We start from the raw sequence: 16,308 nt of genomic DNA, 5'->3' as shown, positions 1-16,308 counted from the left end.
CGGACCACGTGCCGGAAGCACCCTCCCGGGCGGGCTGGCCCGCATCGTGAAAGGCTCGACGGCCGCGGCCCGGTAACGGGTGTTTAGGGTCTGCGCGCGCGGCGCCAACCAGAGCCATCCTGCCGTGCCAGACAACGCGACTCCAGCCTGCCAAGTCCGGCCAGGACGCTCCGCGCAGGCAGCCCGGCCACGGCAGCGAGCTTGTCGATGCTGACGCCCTGCCGGATCGGAAGGGCGTCCAGCAGCAGCAGGTCTTCCACGCCGAGGCCATCATGGTCGGCCAGTACTTCCTGCTGACCCGTCGCACCGGTGGCGTCAAAGGGCCCGGCCAGCTCGGCTACTTCTGTCGCGTCGGTCACGCAGGTGGCGCTGCCGTCACGCAAAAGCCGGTGTGTGCCCGCCGAGTTCGCCGAGTACACGGACCCCGGCACGGCACCGACCGGACGGCCGAGTCCGGCGGCGTGATGCGCCGTGTTCAAGGCACCCGACCGCCATCGTGCTTCCACTACGACGGTGACACCAGCCAAGGCCGCGATGAGCCGGTTGCGCTGGAGAAACCGCCATCTGGTCGGCGCCGAGCCCGGCGGTACCTCCGCGAGGATGATTCCGCGAGCGGCGATAGAACGCAGCAGGTCCTCGTTGCCCGCCGGGTAGTAGCGGTCCAGGCCGCACGCCATAACGGCCATGGTCGTCACACCGTCGGCCTCATCTGCTGCTGCGAGCGCGGACCGGTGGGCCTGGGCATCGATGCCGTACGCTCCTCCGGATATGACACAGTAGCCCCGGTGGACCAGGCCGGCAGCCATGTCTCCGGTCACGGAATTGCCGTAGTTGGTGCTGTCCCGGGAACCGACGATGGCGACATTTCGGTTCAGGGCAGGAACTCCCTGGTCAAGGTCTCCGCGCATCCACAGGCACACCGGCTCCCCCAGTTCCAGGTCCGCCAGCGCCGGGGGCCAGAGGTCGTCCGATGGAATAACCACCCGTCCGCCCAACCGTTCCATGGTGGCCAGGTCCCGCTCCGGGGCCAGGTCCTTCACCCGCGGAGCCCAGCGCTGCAGGGCATCCCCCAGCAGGGACTGCTGCGCCCCGCCCGCCTGCCGGTCGAGCACCCGGCGCAGCTCTCCTTCCAGCTCCCGGCCGGGCCCGATCGAGCCGGTGGCTACCCGGAGGGCGTCCACCGGGCCGAGGGCCGCAACGAGGGCCAGGCCCACCCAGTCCGACGGTTCCATGAGCCGGGCCAGCGCCGCCCGGGCCCGACGCTCCTCCAACGCTTCGGCCATCACGCGGCCATCCTTTCGTTCTGGCGGTAGGCCAAGGCCAGCCCCACGCAGTCCCGGTCAGGGGCGGCTTGACCCGCCAAATCGGCAATGGTCCACGCGACCCGCAGGACTTTGTTGTAACCGCGGGCTGTGAGCACGTTGTTGTCCATGGCCCGGTCGAGGTCGACCGACATCCGGCGCGGCAGGCGCAGGGGACCTTTGAAGAGCTCGGCGGGCACCTCGGCGTTCAGGACATGGCCCCACCGGCCGAGCCGGTCGTGCTGGGCCTGCCGCGCCCGGGCGACCCTGGCCGCGACCATCGCCGTACCCTCCTGGCCCTGCATGGAAGCCATGTCGCTCCGTTTCAGGCGCGTCAGTGCCAGCTGAAGGTCGATCCTGTCGATCAGTGGACCGGAGAGCTTGCCGAAGTACCGGCGGCGCTGAGTAGGGGTACAGGTGCAGTCGATACCCTTCTCGTCGGACCGGCCGCACGGACACGGGTTGGCTGCCAGCACCAGCTGGAAGCGGGCCGGATAGGTGGCGGTCCCCGCCGCACGGTGCAGCACCAATTCCCCGCTCTCCAGTGGCTGCCGCAGCGCGTCGAGTACGGCCCGGTCGTACTCGGGCGCCTCGTCGAGGAAGAGCACGCCCCGGTGGGCGCGGGAAGCCGCACCGGGACGAGGCATACCGGAACCTCCGCCGATGATTGAGACGGCGGTGGCGGTATGATGCGGATTCTCGAACGGCGGGCGGCGCAGGAGCTCGGTCAGCCCCGCCGCCGTACTGCTCAGGGAATGCACGGCCGTCACTTCCATCGCGTGGTCGTCCGGCAGGTCCGGCAGAAGTCCCGGCAGCCGTTCGGCCAGCATCGTCTTGCCGGCGCCGGGCGGACCGACCAGCATGATGTGGTGCCCTCCGGCGGCGGCGACCTCGAGCGCCGTCCTGGCCTCCTGCTGGCCGGCAATGTCAGCCATGTCGGGAGCGCGTCCCGCCGCCGCGGCAGGCGCAACGGGTCCCGGGCCCGCCTCGGCTTCCTCCGGGGGCAGGACCACCCGCGCCGGATCAGCACCGAAGGCCAGTAGCAGTTCGGCGACCGTGGAGAAGCTGCGGACGCACGCACCCGGCACCAGGTCCGCCTCGGAACGGTTCCCGTCGGCCACGACAACGTCGGGGCGTCCCGCGTTGACGGCGGCCATCACGGCCGGGAGGATGCCTCGCACCGGCCGCAGCCTGCCGTCCAGCCCCAGCTCCGCGAGGAACACGGTGCCGCCGCTCGGACGGACGTCCCCTGCCGCCTGGAGCGCCGCCATCATTATCGCCAGGTCGAACCCGGAGCCTTTCTTGGGCAGCGATGCCGGAATCAGGTTGACAGTAAGCTTGCGGGGGCTCAGCGGCATCCCGGCATTCCGCGCGGCCGACCGGATGCGCTCCTTCGCCTCGGTAAGGGATGCATCGGGAAGCCCCAGCAGCACGAACGCCGGCAGCGTCTGGCCGATGTCCGCCTCCACCTCGACAATGTGCCCCGCCAGCCCGACGAGCGCGACCGAGAAAGACCTGCCCAACCCCATCAGCCGACAGCCTTGAGGTGCTCAATGACCGGAGGATGCTCGCCGTCGTCCAGGACGGCGACCGCGTCAATCCGATAGCCGTTGGAGGACATACCGTGGGCCTGGAGCCACTGCCGCGCGAGGATCTGCAACCGCTCGACTTTGGCCGGGGTAATGGCTTCCAGCGGATGGCCGTAGTCCACCGACCTGCGTGTCTTGACCTCGGCGACGACGACGGTGGCGCCTTCCAGGGCGACGATGTCGATCTCCCCTGCGGGGCCGCGCCAGTTGCGGTCCACCACCCGCTGTCCCGCTTGCTCCAAATAGGCCGCGGCCAGCGTTTCTCCGGACCTGCCGAGTTTGTCTTTAGCTCTCATAGGTTCCAGCGTGCGCCGCTGACCGGCGTACCGCGGCAACCCGTTCGCCCATGTGGAAAGCCCGCCGGCAAGGCGGGCTGTGGAGGAGGACTGGCCTTAGTTGCCCAGGCCGTCCTTCGGCAGGGTCAGGTCGTCCGACTTGGACAGTTCTTCGATGTTGACGTCCTTGAATGTCAGGACGCGGACCTTCTTGACGAACCGGGCCGTTCGGTAGATGTCCCAGACCCAGGCGTCCTGCATCGTCAGGTCGAAATAGATCTCGCCGTCGGCCGAACGCGCTTGGAGATCGACGTGGTTGGCCAAATAGAACCGGCGCTCCGTCTCCACGACATAGCTGAAGAGGCCCGCGACGTCGCGGTATTCCCGGTAGAGCTGCAGCTCCATGTCCGTTTCGTAATTCTCAAGGTCTTCAGCGCTCATGAGTCCATCTTCTCGCAGATCGGTAGGGGATGCCGCCGGTGGGGCGGGATGCCGCCGGTGGTGCTAAGCCAGGCTCGGGGCAGGGGCGGGTGCCGCCGCTGCCTGCTCCGGGACCTCCCCGGGACCCGCCTCCGGGGCGGGAGCGCCAGCCACCCGTGCGGGATGCTCGGCACGGTCCGCCTCGGGAGTAGGTGCGGCCTCGGTGCCCGGCACGGCCGCGGGGCCGGGGGTCTCCCCTGCCTCCCCCGAGCCGGCGGCCTCGTCATCCGGCCCGCCGGCATCGTCCAGCACCGCGGGCATCAGGCGCCAGCTGCGCCTGTGGACACCCGACGGTCCGTGCGTAGTCAAGGCCGTCCGATGGGCGGCCGTCGCGTATCCCTTGTTGATTTCCCAGCCGTACTCGGGATGCGTGAGCGCCAGCTCGGCCATCAGGTTGTCGCGCTCCACCTTGGCCAGGACGCTGGCCGCCGCGACGCTGAGGCAGTTGAGGTCAGCCTTGATTCTGGTCTGTACCGGTACATCGCATCCGGTCCCGCTGCCCGCATCGAAGAGGGTGGGCTGCTCGACCGGCGAGAGCCAGTTGAAGTTTCCATCGAGGATTACGACGTCGGGACGGGACGTCTCCAGCACCGACTGCCAGGCGCGGGTGCCGGCGAGCCGGAGCGCGGCCGTCAGGCCCATCGAGTCGATCTCGTCCGGGGATGCATGGCCGACTCCGTAGGCGACCGCCCAGGTCCGGATTTTCGGAACCAGCAGCTCGCGGTCCCTCGGGTTCAGCAGCTTGCTGTCCCGGACGCCTTTCAGCGGCTTCACGGCGCCGGCATCAATGAGCACCATGCCGACGGTGACGGGCCCGGCCAGTGCACCCCGGCCGACCTCGTCGGCACCGGCAACCATGCGGAACCCCTGTGACGTCAGCGAGCGTTCGAACCGCAGGTGCGGGTTCTTGGGGGTCATTCTCCGCCCTCCTGCTCCGATCGTCCGGAGGGCGTGTTGGCCGGTGCCGAACCGCCGCCGGCCGGCGGCACGCTGTCGAACACCTCGGGATAGTTGCCGATCACGCCCATCCGGTCCAGCGGCCAGGCGATGACCGCGGCTTTGCCTTCCACCGAGTCGAGGGCTATGAAGCCTCCGGAGGCTTCATCGCGGTGTTCCCGGGAGTCCGCCGAATGGTTCCGGTTGTCTCCCATGACCCAGATTTTACCGTCGGGAACGACGACGTCGAAGGGCTGGCTTTCGTTCGTCGAGTCCGGGTGCAGGTAGGGCTCGTCCAGCGCCTTCCCGTTCACCGTGATCCGGCCGTCCGCATCGCAGCAGACCACACGGTCTCCGCCGATGCCGATCACGCGCTTGACGAGATGCTGCTCGGAGCTGTCCGGCATCAGCCCGACAAAGGTGAGCGCCTGCTGGAACCAGTTCCCGCCGTCGTCGCCGGCCCCATTGGCCGGCAGCCACCCCAAGTCGTCGCGGAAGACGACAACATCGCCCCGCTCGAGGCCGATGGGCTGGGGCACCAGGAGATTGACGAAAATGCGGTCATTGACTTCGAGGGTGTTCTCCATCGAGGTCGACGGGATGTAGAAGGCCCTAAAGAGGAACGTCTTGATCAGGAAGGACAGCAGCAGCGCGACGACGACAATGATCCCGATTTCCTTCAGCCAGGCCAAAGCCGGGTTCCTGCGCTTGCCTGCCGCCTGCTCCATGTCTATTTTCCTTCATCCGACCCTGTTCCCAAGGCGATTCGTTCCAGCCTGCCGGACCGCTCCAGCGGCCAGATAATGTGTGTCGGCCTCCCGATCACCCGATCCGTCGGAACCATGCCGCCGCCGGGTGCGCCGAGCAGGCCCCGGGAATCGGCGGACACCGACCTGTGGTCCCCCATCAACCACAACCTATCCTGTGGCACGCGGACGGAGAACTCCAGTTCGCTCGGCGCGTCGCCCGGGTGGACGTAGGGCTCGGCCACGGCCTCGCCGTTGACCTCGAGCAGGCCTTCGGCAGTGCAGCATTCCACGGAGTCGCCGGGCAGCCCGATGACCCGTTTCACGTAGGTAGTGCCGTTTCCGGCGAACCCGAACCACTGGCCCATCTGCAGCAGGGCATCCACGTAGGCCGGATTCCCGCTGCGGAGCGGGGCAAACGAGCCGCGGCCGTCGAACACGACCAGGTCGCCCCTGCGGATCGGCCCATAGCGGTAGTCGGTCCGGGAGACCAGGACGCGGTCGCCTTCGGTCAATGCGGGTTCCATCGACGCCGACGGAATGTAGTAGACGTCGACGAAGGTTGCCCGGACCACCGCGCTCAGCACGATGGCAGCCACCAGGCCGGCGAAGACAAAACGCCAGCCCGGGAACCCGGGCCGGCGTTCTGAGCGCTCCCCAACGTTCAGCCGGGGAGCTTTATGGTCTTGCACCGTGAAGTCAGGGAAGGTGCTACTTGGCGGAGCCGAAGTCGCGCTTTTCCTTGATCTTGGCGGCCTTGCCGTGGCGGTCGCGCATGTAGTACAGCTTGGCGCGGCGGACGTCGCCCTTGGTCAAAACTTCGATCCGGTCAATGATCGGAGAGTGGACCGGGAACGTACGCTCGACGCCGACGCCGAAGGAAACCTTGCGAACGGTGAAGGTCTCGCGAACGCCGTCGCCCTGGCGGCCCATGACAAAGCCCTGGAATACCTGGATACGCGCGTTCTTGCCTTCAACGATGTTCACGTGGACCTTGACGGTGTCACCGGCGCGGAACTCGGGGATGTCGCTGCGCAGCGAGGCTGCGTCGACGGAGTCGAGGATGTGCATGCTTGTCACTCCTGGTGAACGCCACAGGTCATTCACGTTGGTCACGGCGCGGAAGCCGGCAACGCCGCTTCTTCCGACACCGAAAATCAATGGACCGGCGGGTCCGGGATTCGGCCGCCGGCGTGTCTGGCTGTTGGCATGTACGCCCCCTGTGGCAGGCGCAAGCCCAGCAAACACAATGAACTATTCTGCCACAGAGCAGGCCGGGGCCGCCAATTCGGGCTACTGTTCCTGCAGCTCCTGCGGGCCTGCTGCTTCGGCCAGGATGGACTGGTCCGACGCGGTCAGCTGCTCCGGCGCCAGGGCGCCGGCCAGGTCCGGCCGGCGCAGGGCCGTGCGGCGCAGCTGCTCATCGCGGCGGAAGCGCGCGATCCTGGCGTGGTTGCCGCTCAGCAGCACCTCGGGTACGGCCCGGCCGCGCCACACCGAAGGCTTGGTGTAGACGGGGTACTCGAGCAGGCCGTCGGAGTGGGACTCTTCGACCAGGGACTCGGGATTTCCGACGACACCCGGAACCAGCCGGCCGATCGCCTCGACCATCGCTAGGACGGCCACCTCGCCGCCGTTGAGCACGTAGTCGCCTAGGCTCATCGGCCTGACCCGGAAGGAGCCTGCCGCCCACTCCAGGACGCGCTCGTCGATCCCTTCGTAGCGGCCGCAGGCGAACACCAGGTGCTGCTCCGCCGCAAGCTCGTGGGCGATCGACTGCGTAAAGACCTCGCCTGCAGGCGAAGGAACGATCAGCACGGGGCGGCGGTCTTCAATCGCGCTGTCCGAGCCGGGCCCGGGACCACCGGAAGGGGCCCCCGCACCAGCAGACGCCAGCACCGCTTCGAGCGCCAGCGCCCAGGGCTCGGGCTTCATCACCATGCCGGCCCCGCCGCCGTACGGGGTGTCATCCACCGTCCGGTGGCGGTCCGTCGTGAAATCGCGCAGGTTGCGGACGTTGAGTTCGAGGAGCCCGTCCTGCCGGGCTTTGCCGATCAGGGAGAGCTCCAGCGCGTCCAGATACTCGGGAAAAATACTGACGACGTCGATGCGCACCTAGCGCTCCCCCTCGCCGTCGTCCGGTTCGGTCCGGTTTTCCGGGCTGTTGACCTCGAAGAGCCCGGGCGGCGGGGTGAGCCGGACGAAGCCGTTGTCGACGTCGACTTCCGGCACGATCTGCTCGACGAACGGCACCAGGATTTCTTCGCCGTTGGCGGCCTCGATGACCAGCTGGTCCTGTGCGGGCATGGTGTTCAGGCCGGCCACTCGGCCGACCTCTTCGTCGCCGACGAGGGCCTTCAGCCCTACCAGCTCATGTTCATACCAGGCGTCCTCATCCTCATGGTCATCGCTGTCCACGAAGAGCTTCGCGCCGCGCAGCTCCTCGGCGCCGTTGCGGTCGGAAACTTCGTCGAATCCCAGCAGCAGGATCTCCTTGTTCCAACGCGCCGAGCGCACGGTCAGGGGACCGAGCCGTTCCGGCTCCACCACAAGCCGGGCACCGGGAACGAACCGTTCCTCGGGGGCATCGGTGAGGACCTGGACGGTGACTTCTCCCCTGATGCCGTGCGGTTTGCCGATCCTGGCAACCTGGACGTGCATGGACTCTCCTGTCGGATGTACTGAACGGACTGGCAAGATGCGTCCGGCCCCGCCACCATATCTGGTGCCGGGGCCGGATGGCTCGACTGGTGCCGCTGGCGGATCAGCGGCGGCGGTCCGTGTCCACCACGTCTACCCGGACCGGTTCACCGTCTGCCAGGGCAGAGATGACGGTCCGCAGTGCGCGGGCGGTGCGGCCCTGCCTGCCGATCACGCGGCCCAGATCATCCTGGTTGACCCGCACCTCGATGATTTCCGAGCGGCGGTTGCTTTTGACCGTGACCTTGACGTCCTCGGGACTGTCAACGATGCCACGGACCAGGTGTTCGAGCGCTTCGGCCAGCATTACTCAGCCTTAGCGGTCTCGTCAGCTTCCTCGGCCGGAGCTTCAGCAGCAGCCTCGTCAGCGTCTTCCTTCTTGGCCTTCGGGGTGATGGCCTCGGGGATGATGACAGAGTCCTTCTCGGGGGCCACGAAGGCCTCCTTCGGAGCCTTGGTCTTGAGGGTGCCTTCCTGGCCCTCAATGCCCTTGAACTTCTGCCAGTCACCGGTGATCTTGAGCAGAACCTCGGCCTGCTCGGTCGGCTGGGCGCCGACACCGAGCCAGTACTGGGCGCGCTCGGAGTCGATCTCGATGAGCGAGGGCTCCTGGGTCGGGTGGTACTGCCCGATCTCTTCGATGGCACGGCCGTCACGCTTGGCGCGGGAATCCATGACAACGACGCGGTAGTGGGCAGAGAACTTCTTACCGAAGCGCTTAAGGCGAATCTTTACGGCCACTTTTGTGGTCACTCCTGGTTCTGAAAATGGGCGAACCCGTATGTCTGCTCCCGTGGGGCGGGCCATGGTTGGGGTTCAAAGGACAAGATGCATGCGCGGAGAGAGGGGCCGCGCAGATCGAGTACCTGTCTATTGTGCCAGACGGGAGCCAATCCGCGCGAACCGGCGCATCGGCCCGCCGAGCCCGTCAGGCTTCCGCCGTGCTGCTCCAGACGTACAGCTGGAGACGGTCTCCTTCTTCGGCCTGCCGGGCCAGCTCCGCAAGGCGGCGCACGTACTCCTCGGCGACGTCCCCGCTGAAGGGCATGTCCTCCTCCGAGGCCCAGAGGGAGGCGACCTCGGGAATCACCGATTCCCCGCCGTCGTCGACGTACGTCAGCAGTTCCGCCAGCGACTCCACCATGGAATCCGGGGCCACCATCAGGTAGTCGCTGGAGACGTCCGCCATGTCCAAAGCGGCATCGCCGGCGGCACCGACGGCCTTGGCCGCCAGTCCCCCGAGGATCTCGATCTCAAGGTCAGTGATCCCGTTGATCCGCGCGTTCGGGGCGTCCTCGATGGCTACGCCGGAGGCGTCGGTGTCCGCACGGGCATCGAAACTGGCTTCCAGGGCGGCGGCGCGCCGCACGGCTACATCATGGGTGGCGACGAAGACTTCAGTTGTACCGGACATTGGGCGTCCCTTCGCGGTTAGGCAGGATGGTGCGCCTTCAGCCTAGCCGACGGCGACGCGCAGCTGGTTGCGCCACGGGTCTTCGAAGCGGAGCTCGGCGCCGGTGTGGTGATGGCCGATCCCGGCACTGGAGAGCCGCTCGGCCAGTGCGCCGACCTCGTCTTCGGTCGGCACGTGGATTACGACCTCGCCCAGCCCCAGAGTGTCCTTCCGCGGACCGGCGCCGCGGCTGTTCCAGACGTTCATGGCCATGTGGTGGTGGTAGCCTCCGGCGGAAACGAACAGGGCCTGGCCGTGCCAGCCCGCCGTGCGCTCGAAGCCCAAGGTCTTGACGTAGAAGTCCTCGGCGACATCGGTGTCGCCCACCTGGAGGTGGACGTGGCCGATCTCCGCCCCAGCCTCGCGCTGCCCGGCCAGGGAGGCCTCGGTCAGGTGGTCCTGCAGGTACAGCTGCGGCGGCAGGGCAACGTTGTCCATGTGGACTTCGCGGCTGCCGTCGGCGCCGGTGTTCCACTGCCAGCTCTCGCGGGGCTTGTCGAAGTACAGCTCGATGCCGTTTCCTTCGGGATCGGTGAAGTAGAACGCCTCGCTGACCAGATGGTCCGCACTGCCGGCGAACCGGCGCGGATCGTACTGCGCGGCGGTTGCGACCGTGGCCGCGAGGGAGGCACGGTCACCGAAGAGGAACGCGGTATGGAACAGGCCCGCCTCGCCCCGCGAGGGCAGCTGCAGGCCCCCCGCCGGGGCCAGGTGGACCAGCGGGGTGGAGCCGCGGCCCAGATAGACGCCGCCGAGACCCTCGCTCAGCGGGTCCAGCCCGAGCGCCTGCTCGTAGTAGGAGGTCATGGTCTTCATGTCGCCGACCTTGAGCATCACGGTACCCATGCTGAGATCGGCGGGCAGCAGGTCCTGGGCGTTTACTTGAAGATTCATACAAGTAACAATACTTGAAGCTTCATGTTTATTCCAGTCCTCGCCGGCAGGCGCTTCCGGTCAGCGGCGGCGGAATTTCAGGTAGCCATAAAGGGCCAGTTCGCTGGCAGCCTCGGCTGCCAGCGACAGCGCACCGGCACGCAGCAGGCCGCCGTTCCGGCGCAGCGGACGACCGGAGGCGCGCAGCAGGACGGCGGCCGCCCCGGCCGCGACGGCGGCGCTGCCGGCGAGCAGCTCGGGATGGGCGAGGACGCGGCGGTGCCAGCGGGCCAGCGGAGAACTGCCGGTCATGGGCGTGGCCATCAGTTCCAGCACGGCCTTGCCCAGGGGAAGCGCCGGCAGATGTTCCGGGACCGCTCGAGATGACTGGCCCGACTCCGCGAGCTCCCCTGCCAGCCGCGGCAGGCCCAGGGCTTCGGCGGTCTGCGCGAGGACGTCTTCCGAATCCTCGCCAAGCAGCAGCTCGGAGAGCCGGGCTTCGGCCTGGCCGTCCAGCCCGAAGGCCCGCGCGAGGTCCCCCGTGTGCGGATCCGCCGAGCGAATGAGGGTTCCGAGCAGCCGAAGCGCCTCGGCCGACGCCCGCTCCGTGCTCGGAAACGGCTTGGGCTGCGGCTGCCACGCGTGCCAGAAATTGTTGGCCGGATCCTTCCGCGGCCCCGGCAGCCAGGCCTCGACCGCCCGCAGGCCGTCCAGGTTCACGAAGGCGGCCATCGGCTTCGCCTGTTCCGGCCAGTTGTACAGCCCGGGCGACGCGCCTCCGTGGACGACGACGATCCGGCGCCCCCGTTCGCCGTCGTCCTCGAAGACGTCCAGCGGCGCCGAATTCAGCGCACCGAACATCAGCAGGTCCTCGCGCCGGAACCGTCCGACCATGACGGTGCGCAGCACGGGTGGCGCCATGACATCCAGGTCGTCCAGCGCGGTCCCGCGGTCGGAAGGGTCCAGCTCGAGGGCTGCGTCCGCCGCCGGCGCCTCGTACTCGAAGCCGTCGATGTCCACGGCGCCGCCGGCAGCCAGCGAAAGGCTTTGTGCCAGCATCCGGTAGTCCGGACCGGCCACCGCCGCCCCGTCCGGATCCAGCACGGCCACCCGGCCCGAGGGGTCGCGGGCCAGCAGGAATTCAACGACGGTCTGGCCGGCCGCCGGGTTGCCCGCCGCGAAGGCGCCGAGCAGGGAACGGTCCGCGAACTCCCGGACCAGCGCCCGGGCGCCGGGTCCGTCCAGGGGCCACGGCCACCAAAGCTGCCCGGATACCGGCTCCCAGCCAAATGCGTTCATGAGACAACGCTAGCAAGAGCCGCGGCAGCCGCGGCTACTGTTCGAGGGTCGGCAGGAATTCTGCCAGCAACCCGTGGCCCTCGGCACGATCCTGGGGCCGATGATGGCCCGGCGCGTGGCGGTGCACCGCCCCGGTGGTGGCCAGATACTCGCCGACCTCTTCGTACAGCGGCTCCCAGCCCCCGGTCACCACGAGAGTCGGAAGCCCGGGGACGATGCTGAGCGGCGCGGCCCAGGGCGCCTCCTGCAACCGCAGGCGCCGGGCTTCCCGGCGCTCCTGCCAGGTGCGCAGCGGCCCGGGCCGGGAACCGGACATGAGCCAGCTGAACTCCCGCAGGTACTGTTCGTCCGTCAGCTCGCCGCGCGCTGCATACAGCGGCGCCAACCGCTCCCGGTGCGCCCGGGTGGCCGGCAGGTCCGCCGTCAGGGACAGGCAGGCGGGCTCGAAAAGCGTGAGCGACCGCACGAGGTCCGGCCGCTCGACCGCGGCCATCATGGCCGAGATCGCACCGTGGGAATGGGCGACGACGTGTCCGCCTTCCCCGAGATTCGCCAGCACGATGTGCATATCGGCCTGGAAATCCGTCGGCAGCGGGGCGGCCGTGGGCGCGAAACCGTGCCGGCGCAGGAACAGGCAGTCGTACTTCCCGGCCAGCCGGTGCTGATGCGGCCAGGCGGCGGCGCCGAAGCGGCCCGGTCCGTGCACGAACACCACGCGCGTCTTTCCGGCGGACCGGGAGCCCCAGCTAGCGGCCAGGGCTCAGCGTCCCGTCGAAACCGGCCATGAGTTCCCGCCGCGGCACGTCCCGCTGCACGGTATCCAGCGGCTGCCCGTTTCGCAGTTCGAGGACCGTCAGCAGCTCGTGGGCGTCCAGCGCTGCCTTCAGCTGTGCCGCCTGGGTCCGGTCCAGCTCCAGCAACGCCAACTGGAAGTCCAGGAAGCCCGCCTGTCCCCCGGCAGCCGCCGCGAGTTCACCGCCCTCGTACGTACCGCCGTCGTAAATGAACGTGAACGCCTCGGCGGGCGCGTCCGGCGCCTGCTGGTAATCAATGGCGAGGATCCGGCCCAGCGGAAGCTGCAGCGACGTCGCGTCGAGGACCCGGGCGGCCGCCCCGCGGGGATCCTCGCCGCTCTTGACCAGGCCGGCCGGCAAGGCCAGACCGCCCGTGGGGTCCGGGGCCAGCAGGACCGACCCGCCGACCGTGCGGACAATGACGGCCACCGAGGCAGGCCGTTTCCAGACGGAACCATAGAATCCGTCCAGATGCTGCTTGGTCACAACTGCCCTCCCTGCTCGGCCTGCCACGGCGCGGTGCAGCAGGATCCGGCAAAGCCGCCGGACCTTGCGTTGAAAGCTACTTACCGAGGAACTTCTCGAAACCCTTCGGCAGGTTCAGTGCCGAAGGATCGAACTCCTCCTGCTGCTGGCCGAACGCGGCCCCGGTGGGCAGCGCGTTCCGGGCGCCCGCACGGCGTTCCTCGGCCTCGCGCAGCTCCTGGGCGGCCTTGGCCGGATTGCCCGAACGGGCCTTCTTCTTGCCCTTGGCCACCTGCTTGCCCTTGCGCGCCCCGCCGAAGCCGCCGGGGCCGGCCATGCCTGGCATGCCCGGGATGCCGCCGCCCTGGGCCATCTTCTTCATCATCTTCTGGGCCTGGCCGAAACGCTCCAGCAGGCCGTTGACTTCCGAGACGTGGACGCCGGAGCCGCGTGCGATGCGGGCGCGCCGGGAGCCGTTGATGATCTTGGGCGCCAGGCGTTCGTGCGGCGTCATCGAGCGCACGATGGCCTCGACCCGGTCAATCTCCCGCTCGTCGAAGTTCTCCAGCTGCTGCCGCATGCCGGCGGCACCGGGCATCATCATGAGCATCTTCTTCATCGAGCCCATTTTGCGGATCTGCTGCATCTGCGCGAGGAAGTCCTCGAGCGTGAAGTCCTCCTGGTCGACGAACTTCTTCGCCATCCGTTCGGCTTCGCCCTTGTCCCAGGATTTTTCCGCCTGCTCGATCAGGGACAGGATGTCGCCCATGTCCAGGATCCGGTTGGCCATGCGGTCCGGGTGGAAGATCTCGAAGTCGTCCAGGTTCTCGCCGGTCGACGCGAACATCACGGGCTTGCCGGTGACGGAAGCCACCGACAGCGCGGCACCGCCCCTGGCGTCGCCGTCCAGCTTGGAGAGCACCACGCCGGTGAAGTCGACGCCCTCGTTGAAGGCCTGCGCCGTGTTGACCGCGTCCTGGCCGATCATGGCGTCGATGACGAAGAGGACTTCGTCCGGGTTGATGGCGGCGCGGATGTCCGCCGCCTGCTGCATCATTTCGGTGTCGATGCCCAGCCGTCCGGCGGTGTCCACGATCACCACATCGTGCAGCTTCGCACGGGCTTCCGCCACGCCGTCGCGGGCTACGGCCACGGGATCGCCGGTGGGTGCCTCGAACTCGGACTGCACGCCCGGGTGCGGGGCGAACACCGGGACGCCGGCGCGCTGGCCGTTGACCTGGAGCTGCGTGACGGCGTTGGGCCGCTGGAGGTCCGCGGCAACGAGGATGGGGCTGTGGCCCTGGCCCTTGAGCCACTTGGCCAGCTTGCCGCCGAGGGTGGTCTTGCCGGCACCCTGCAGGCCGGCAAGCATGATCACGGTCGGCGGGTTCTTGGCCAGCCGGATGCGCCGGGTCTCGCCGCCGAGGATGCGCACCAGCTCGTCATTGACGATCTTGACGACCTGCTGGCCGGGATTGAGCGCGGCGGAGACTTCCTCGCCCAGCGCCCGTTCCTTCACATGGGCGGCGAACTCACGCACCACGGGGACGGCGACGTCGGCATCGAGGAGGGCGCGGCGGATCTCGCGGACGGTGGCGTCGACGTCGGCTTCGGACAGGCGTCCCTTGCCGCGCAGATTCTTGAAGGTTGAGGCCAACCGGTCAGAGAGTGAATTGAACACGTGCCGTGCACTTCTTTCGTCGATCTTCGGTCAGATCCGGCAGGCATGGCCGGAGTACAGCTTTTCCAGCGTACCAAGTATGGACTTGAGGTTGGTCCGGGACGCCCCGATGGCGGATCCGAAATCCGGCCAAGCAGGCGACAGTTCACCGCTCCGGTGGCAAGGTGTGAATGTGACGAACCCCGCGACCACCCCGGCCACCAACCCCAATTCCGCCCCGGAGCCGGTGCGGACGCTCCTGATCCTCGGCGCCTCAGGCGACCTGACGGGGCGGCTGCTGCTGCCCGGACTAGGCAAGCTGATAGCCCAAGGGAGGACGCACGGGCTAGAACTCGTCGGCGCCGGCGCGGACGATTGGGACACAGCCAGATGGCGGGACCGCGTCGGAACGGCGTTCACCGACTGTGCGGGGAAGGCCAACGACGCCGGCAGGCAGGACCTGCGCTCCATCCAGGAGCGGACGGAATACCATGTGGTCGACGTCACGGCCGAGGGGACCCTCGCACGCCTGATTGCCTCCGTCGAGGCCCCGGTGGCGGTCTTCTTTGCGCTGCCGCCCGCCGTAAGCCAGAAGGCCTGCGAACTGCTGGAGCCGCAGGACCTGCCCGAGGGAACCCGCCTGGTGCTGGAGAAGCCGTTCGGTACCAGCCGGGAATCCGCGGCCTCGCTTAACCGCACGCTGCTCTCGCTGGTTCCGGAAGACCGGATCCACCGGGTCGACCACTTCCTCGGCAAGGCCACCGTCTTCAACATCCTCGGCCTGCGGTTCGCCAATCGGCTCCTCGAACCGCTGATGAACAACCTGCACGTCGAGAAGGTGGAGATCTTCTACGACGAATCGCTGGCGCTGGAGGGGCGCGCCCGCTACTACGACAAGGCCGGCGCACTGCGCGACATGATCCAGAGCCACTTGCTGCAGATCATGGCGCTGATGGCGATCAACGCGCCGGCCTCGCTGACCGAACGGGATCTCCGGGACCATATCGGCAGCGTCCTGCGGGCGAGTTCCGTCAATCCCGACTACGCCAGGAGCACGCGGCGGGCCCGCTACACCGCCGGGCAGATCGACGGGCGCGACATCCCCGACTATGCCGCCGAAGCCGGCGTCGACCCGGCGCACGAGACGGAAACACTGGCGGAAATCGAAGTCTCCGTCAATAACTTCCGCTGGGCCGGCGTGCCCTTCATCCTGCGCTCGGGAAAGGCCCTGGGCAGGCAGCAGAAGGAGGCCATCGTGACCTTCAAGCCGGTGCAGGTTCCGGCGGGATTCAAAGGGGTGGACGCTCCGACCCGGCTGCGGATCGGCTTCGGACCCGAAACGCTGCAGCTGGAAATCGACGTCAACGCCCCGGGCGACATCTTCACCCTCGACCGGGTGGCGCTGGAGGCCGCCATGCACGCCCCCGACCTGCTCCCCTACGGCGAAGTCCTCGAGGGCGTCCTGCGCGGAGACCCCCTGCTGTCTGTCCGCGGCGACATCGCGGAAGACTGCTGGCGGATCGTCGAACCCGTCCTCAAGGCCTGGGCCGCCGGCGAGGTGCCGCTCGAGGAGTACCGCGCCGGCAGCCGCGGCCCGGAAGGCTGGGAAACCTCCCGTCCCGACAGCGTCCTGCCCCGGAGATGACATGGGAGCCTGGCCCGGGCTTGGGGAAGGCCGCCTCCGGGAGCGACAGCCACGATAATTCGTGCTGCGCCCCGGGGCGGCCTTCCTGCTTA

At 68.3% G+C, this 16,308-nt stretch carries 19 protein-coding genes; 1 reads left to right on the top strand and 18 read right to left on the bottom strand.

The window, feature by feature from the left end; all coding sequences use genetic code 11:
- Positions 1 to 83 precede the first annotated feature (83 nt).
- From dprA to ffh, 18 genes are all read right to left on the bottom strand, one after another.
- Positions 84 to 1,283, bottom strand: coding sequence for a DNA-processing protein DprA (gene dprA, locus AHIS1636_RS14870; protein ID WP_264796614.1), 1,200 nt, complete (start codon positions 1,281 to 1,283; stop codon positions 84 to 86).
- Entirely contained in the window at positions 1,283 to 2,830 is a 1,548-nt protein-coding gene (locus AHIS1636_RS14865; protein ID WP_264796613.1) for a YifB family Mg chelatase-like AAA ATPase, read from the bottom strand. The genes dprA and AHIS1636_RS14865 overlap by 1 nt, the downstream gene beginning before the upstream one ends.
- Positions 2,830 to 3,186 carry a YraN family protein gene (locus AHIS1636_RS14860; protein WP_373875855.1) on the bottom strand — a complete coding sequence of 119 codons (357 nt, stop codon included), beginning with the start codon at positions 3,184 to 3,186 and terminating at the stop codon, positions 2,830 to 2,832. The genes AHIS1636_RS14865 and AHIS1636_RS14860 overlap by 1 nt, the downstream gene beginning before the upstream one ends.
- A 96-nt stretch (positions 3,187 to 3,282) precedes the next feature.
- A complete protein-coding gene (locus AHIS1636_RS14855) occupies positions 3,283 to 3,606 on the bottom strand; it encodes a DUF2469 domain-containing protein (RefSeq protein WP_264796612.1) in 324 nt (107 codons plus the stop codon).
- 63 nt (positions 3,607 to 3,669) lie between these two features.
- Complete coding sequence (rnhB, locus tag AHIS1636_RS14850; RefSeq protein WP_264796611.1) at positions 3,670 to 4,563, bottom strand: ribonuclease HII; 894 nt, start codon at positions 4,561 to 4,563, stop codon at positions 3,670 to 3,672.
- Complete coding sequence (gene lepB / locus AHIS1636_RS14845) at positions 4,560 to 5,309, bottom strand: signal peptidase I (RefSeq protein WP_264796610.1); 750 nt, start codon at positions 5,307 to 5,309, stop codon at positions 4,560 to 4,562. The genes rnhB and lepB (AHIS1636_RS14845) overlap by 4 nt, the downstream gene beginning before the upstream one ends.
- Before the next feature lie 2 nt (positions 5,310 to 5,311).
- Complete coding sequence (lepB, locus tag AHIS1636_RS14840; protein WP_264796609.1) at positions 5,312 to 6,019, bottom strand: signal peptidase I; 708 nt, start codon at positions 6,017 to 6,019, stop codon at positions 5,312 to 5,314.
- Between the two features lie 19 nt (positions 6,020 to 6,038).
- Complete coding sequence (gene rplS, locus AHIS1636_RS14835) at positions 6,039 to 6,398, bottom strand: 50S ribosomal protein L19 (RefSeq protein WP_262105029.1); 360 nt, start codon at positions 6,396 to 6,398, stop codon at positions 6,039 to 6,041.
- 222 nt (positions 6,399 to 6,620) lie between these two features.
- Positions 6,621 to 7,442, bottom strand: a complete 822-nt coding sequence (trmD, locus tag AHIS1636_RS14830; RefSeq protein ID WP_264796608.1) for a tRNA (guanosine(37)-N1)-methyltransferase TrmD — start codon at positions 7,440 to 7,442, stop codon at positions 6,621 to 6,623.
- Entirely contained in the window at positions 7,443 to 7,988 is a 546-nt protein-coding gene (rimM, locus tag AHIS1636_RS14825) for a ribosome maturation factor RimM (RefSeq protein WP_264796607.1), read from the bottom strand. It abuts the gene before it with no gap.
- A 103-nt stretch (positions 7,989 to 8,091) separates the two neighbouring features.
- A complete protein-coding gene (locus AHIS1636_RS14820; protein WP_262105034.1) occupies positions 8,092 to 8,334 on the bottom strand; it encodes an RNA-binding protein in 243 nt (80 codons plus the stop codon).
- Complete coding sequence (gene rpsP, locus AHIS1636_RS14815; RefSeq protein ID WP_264796606.1) at positions 8,334 to 8,768, bottom strand: 30S ribosomal protein S16; 435 nt, start codon at positions 8,766 to 8,768, stop codon at positions 8,334 to 8,336. Before rpsP ends, AHIS1636_RS14820 begins: the two co-directional genes overlap by 1 nt.
- Positions 8,769 to 8,955: 187 nt before the next feature.
- The gene (locus tag AHIS1636_RS14810; protein ID WP_264796605.1) at positions 8,956 to 9,441 is read right to left on the bottom strand and encodes a hypothetical protein; all 486 of its coding nucleotides are present in this window, start codon (positions 9,439 to 9,441) and stop codon (positions 8,956 to 8,958) included.
- Positions 9,442 to 9,483: 42 nt separating this feature from the next.
- Positions 9,484 to 10,374 carry a VOC family protein gene (locus AHIS1636_RS14805; protein WP_264796604.1) on the bottom strand — a complete coding sequence of 297 codons (891 nt, stop codon included), beginning with the start codon at positions 10,372 to 10,374 and terminating at the stop codon, positions 9,484 to 9,486.
- A 60-nt stretch (positions 10,375 to 10,434) separates the two neighbouring features.
- On the bottom strand, positions 10,435 to 11,652 hold the full coding sequence (locus tag AHIS1636_RS14800; RefSeq protein ID WP_264796603.1) for a hypothetical protein: 1,218 nt from the start codon (positions 11,650 to 11,652) through the stop codon (positions 10,435 to 10,437).
- A gap of 34 nt (positions 11,653 to 11,686) precedes the next feature.
- Complete coding sequence (locus tag AHIS1636_RS14795) at positions 11,687 to 12,364, bottom strand: alpha/beta fold hydrolase (protein ID WP_264796669.1); 678 nt, start codon at positions 12,362 to 12,364, stop codon at positions 11,687 to 11,689.
- A gap of 34 nt (positions 12,365 to 12,398) precedes the next feature.
- Positions 12,399 to 12,932, bottom strand: a complete 534-nt coding sequence (locus AHIS1636_RS14790; protein ID WP_264796602.1) for an NUDIX hydrolase — start codon at positions 12,930 to 12,932, stop codon at positions 12,399 to 12,401.
- Positions 12,933 to 13,008: 76 nt separating this feature from the next.
- Positions 13,009 to 14,592, bottom strand: a complete 1,584-nt coding sequence (gene ffh / locus AHIS1636_RS14785; protein ID WP_264796601.1) for a signal recognition particle protein — start codon at positions 14,590 to 14,592, stop codon at positions 13,009 to 13,011.
- A gap of 172 nt (positions 14,593 to 14,764) precedes the next feature.
- Between ffh and AHIS1636_RS14780 the strand changes: the two genes are divergently transcribed.
- A complete protein-coding gene (locus AHIS1636_RS14780; RefSeq protein ID WP_264796600.1) occupies positions 14,765 to 16,216 on the top strand; it encodes a glucose-6-phosphate dehydrogenase in 1,452 nt (483 codons plus the stop codon).
- Positions 16,217 to 16,308 lie beyond the last annotated feature (92 nt).

The sequence above is a fragment of the Arthrobacter mangrovi genome (assembly GCF_026011795.1).
GTDB lineage: Bacteria > Actinomycetota > Actinomycetes > Actinomycetales > Micrococcaceae > Crystallibacter > Crystallibacter mangrovi.
This window is presented reverse-complemented; position numbering and strand designations above follow the sequence as displayed.

Coding starts and splice junctions, on each gene's coding strand:
- AHIS1636_RS14800 (WP_264796603.1), bottom strand. CDS start 11,652: ATGAACGCATTTGGCTGGGAGCCGGTATCCGGGCAGCTTTGGTGGCCG.
- rimM (WP_264796607.1), bottom strand. CDS start 7,988: ATGCACGTCCAGGTTGCCAGGATCGGCAAACCGCACGGCATCAGGGGA.
- AHIS1636_RS14860 (WP_373875855.1), bottom strand. CDS start 3,186: ATGAGAGCTAAAGACAAACTCGGCAGGTCCGGAGAAACGCTGGCCGCG.
- rplS (WP_262105029.1), bottom strand. CDS start 6,398: ATGCACATCCTCGACTCCGTCGACGCAGCCTCGCTGCGCAGCGACATC.
- AHIS1636_RS14805 (WP_264796604.1), bottom strand. CDS start 10,374: ATGAATCTTCAAGTAAACGCCCAGGACCTGCTGCCCGCCGATCTCAGC.
- rnhB (WP_264796611.1), bottom strand. CDS start 4,563: ATGACCCCCAAGAACCCGCACCTGCGGTTCGAACGCTCGCTGACGTCA.
- AHIS1636_RS14810 (WP_264796605.1), bottom strand. CDS start 9,441: ATGTCCGGTACAACTGAAGTCTTCGTCGCCACCCATGATGTAGCCGTG.
- AHIS1636_RS14820 (WP_262105034.1), bottom strand. CDS start 8,334: ATGCTGGCCGAAGCGCTCGAACACCTGGTCCGTGGCATCGTTGACAGT.
- dprA (WP_264796614.1), bottom strand. CDS start 1,283: ATGGCCGAAGCGTTGGAGGAGCGTCGGGCCCGGGCGGCGCTGGCCCGG.
- AHIS1636_RS14865 (WP_264796613.1), bottom strand. CDS start 2,830: ATGGGGTTGGGCAGGTCTTTCTCGGTCGCGCTCGTCGGGCTGGCGGGG.
- lepB (WP_264796610.1), bottom strand. CDS start 5,309: ATGGAGCAGGCGGCAGGCAAGCGCAGGAACCCGGCTTTGGCCTGGCTG.
- AHIS1636_RS14855 (WP_264796612.1), bottom strand. CDS start 3,606: ATGAGCGCTGAAGACCTTGAGAATTACGAAACGGACATGGAGCTGCAG.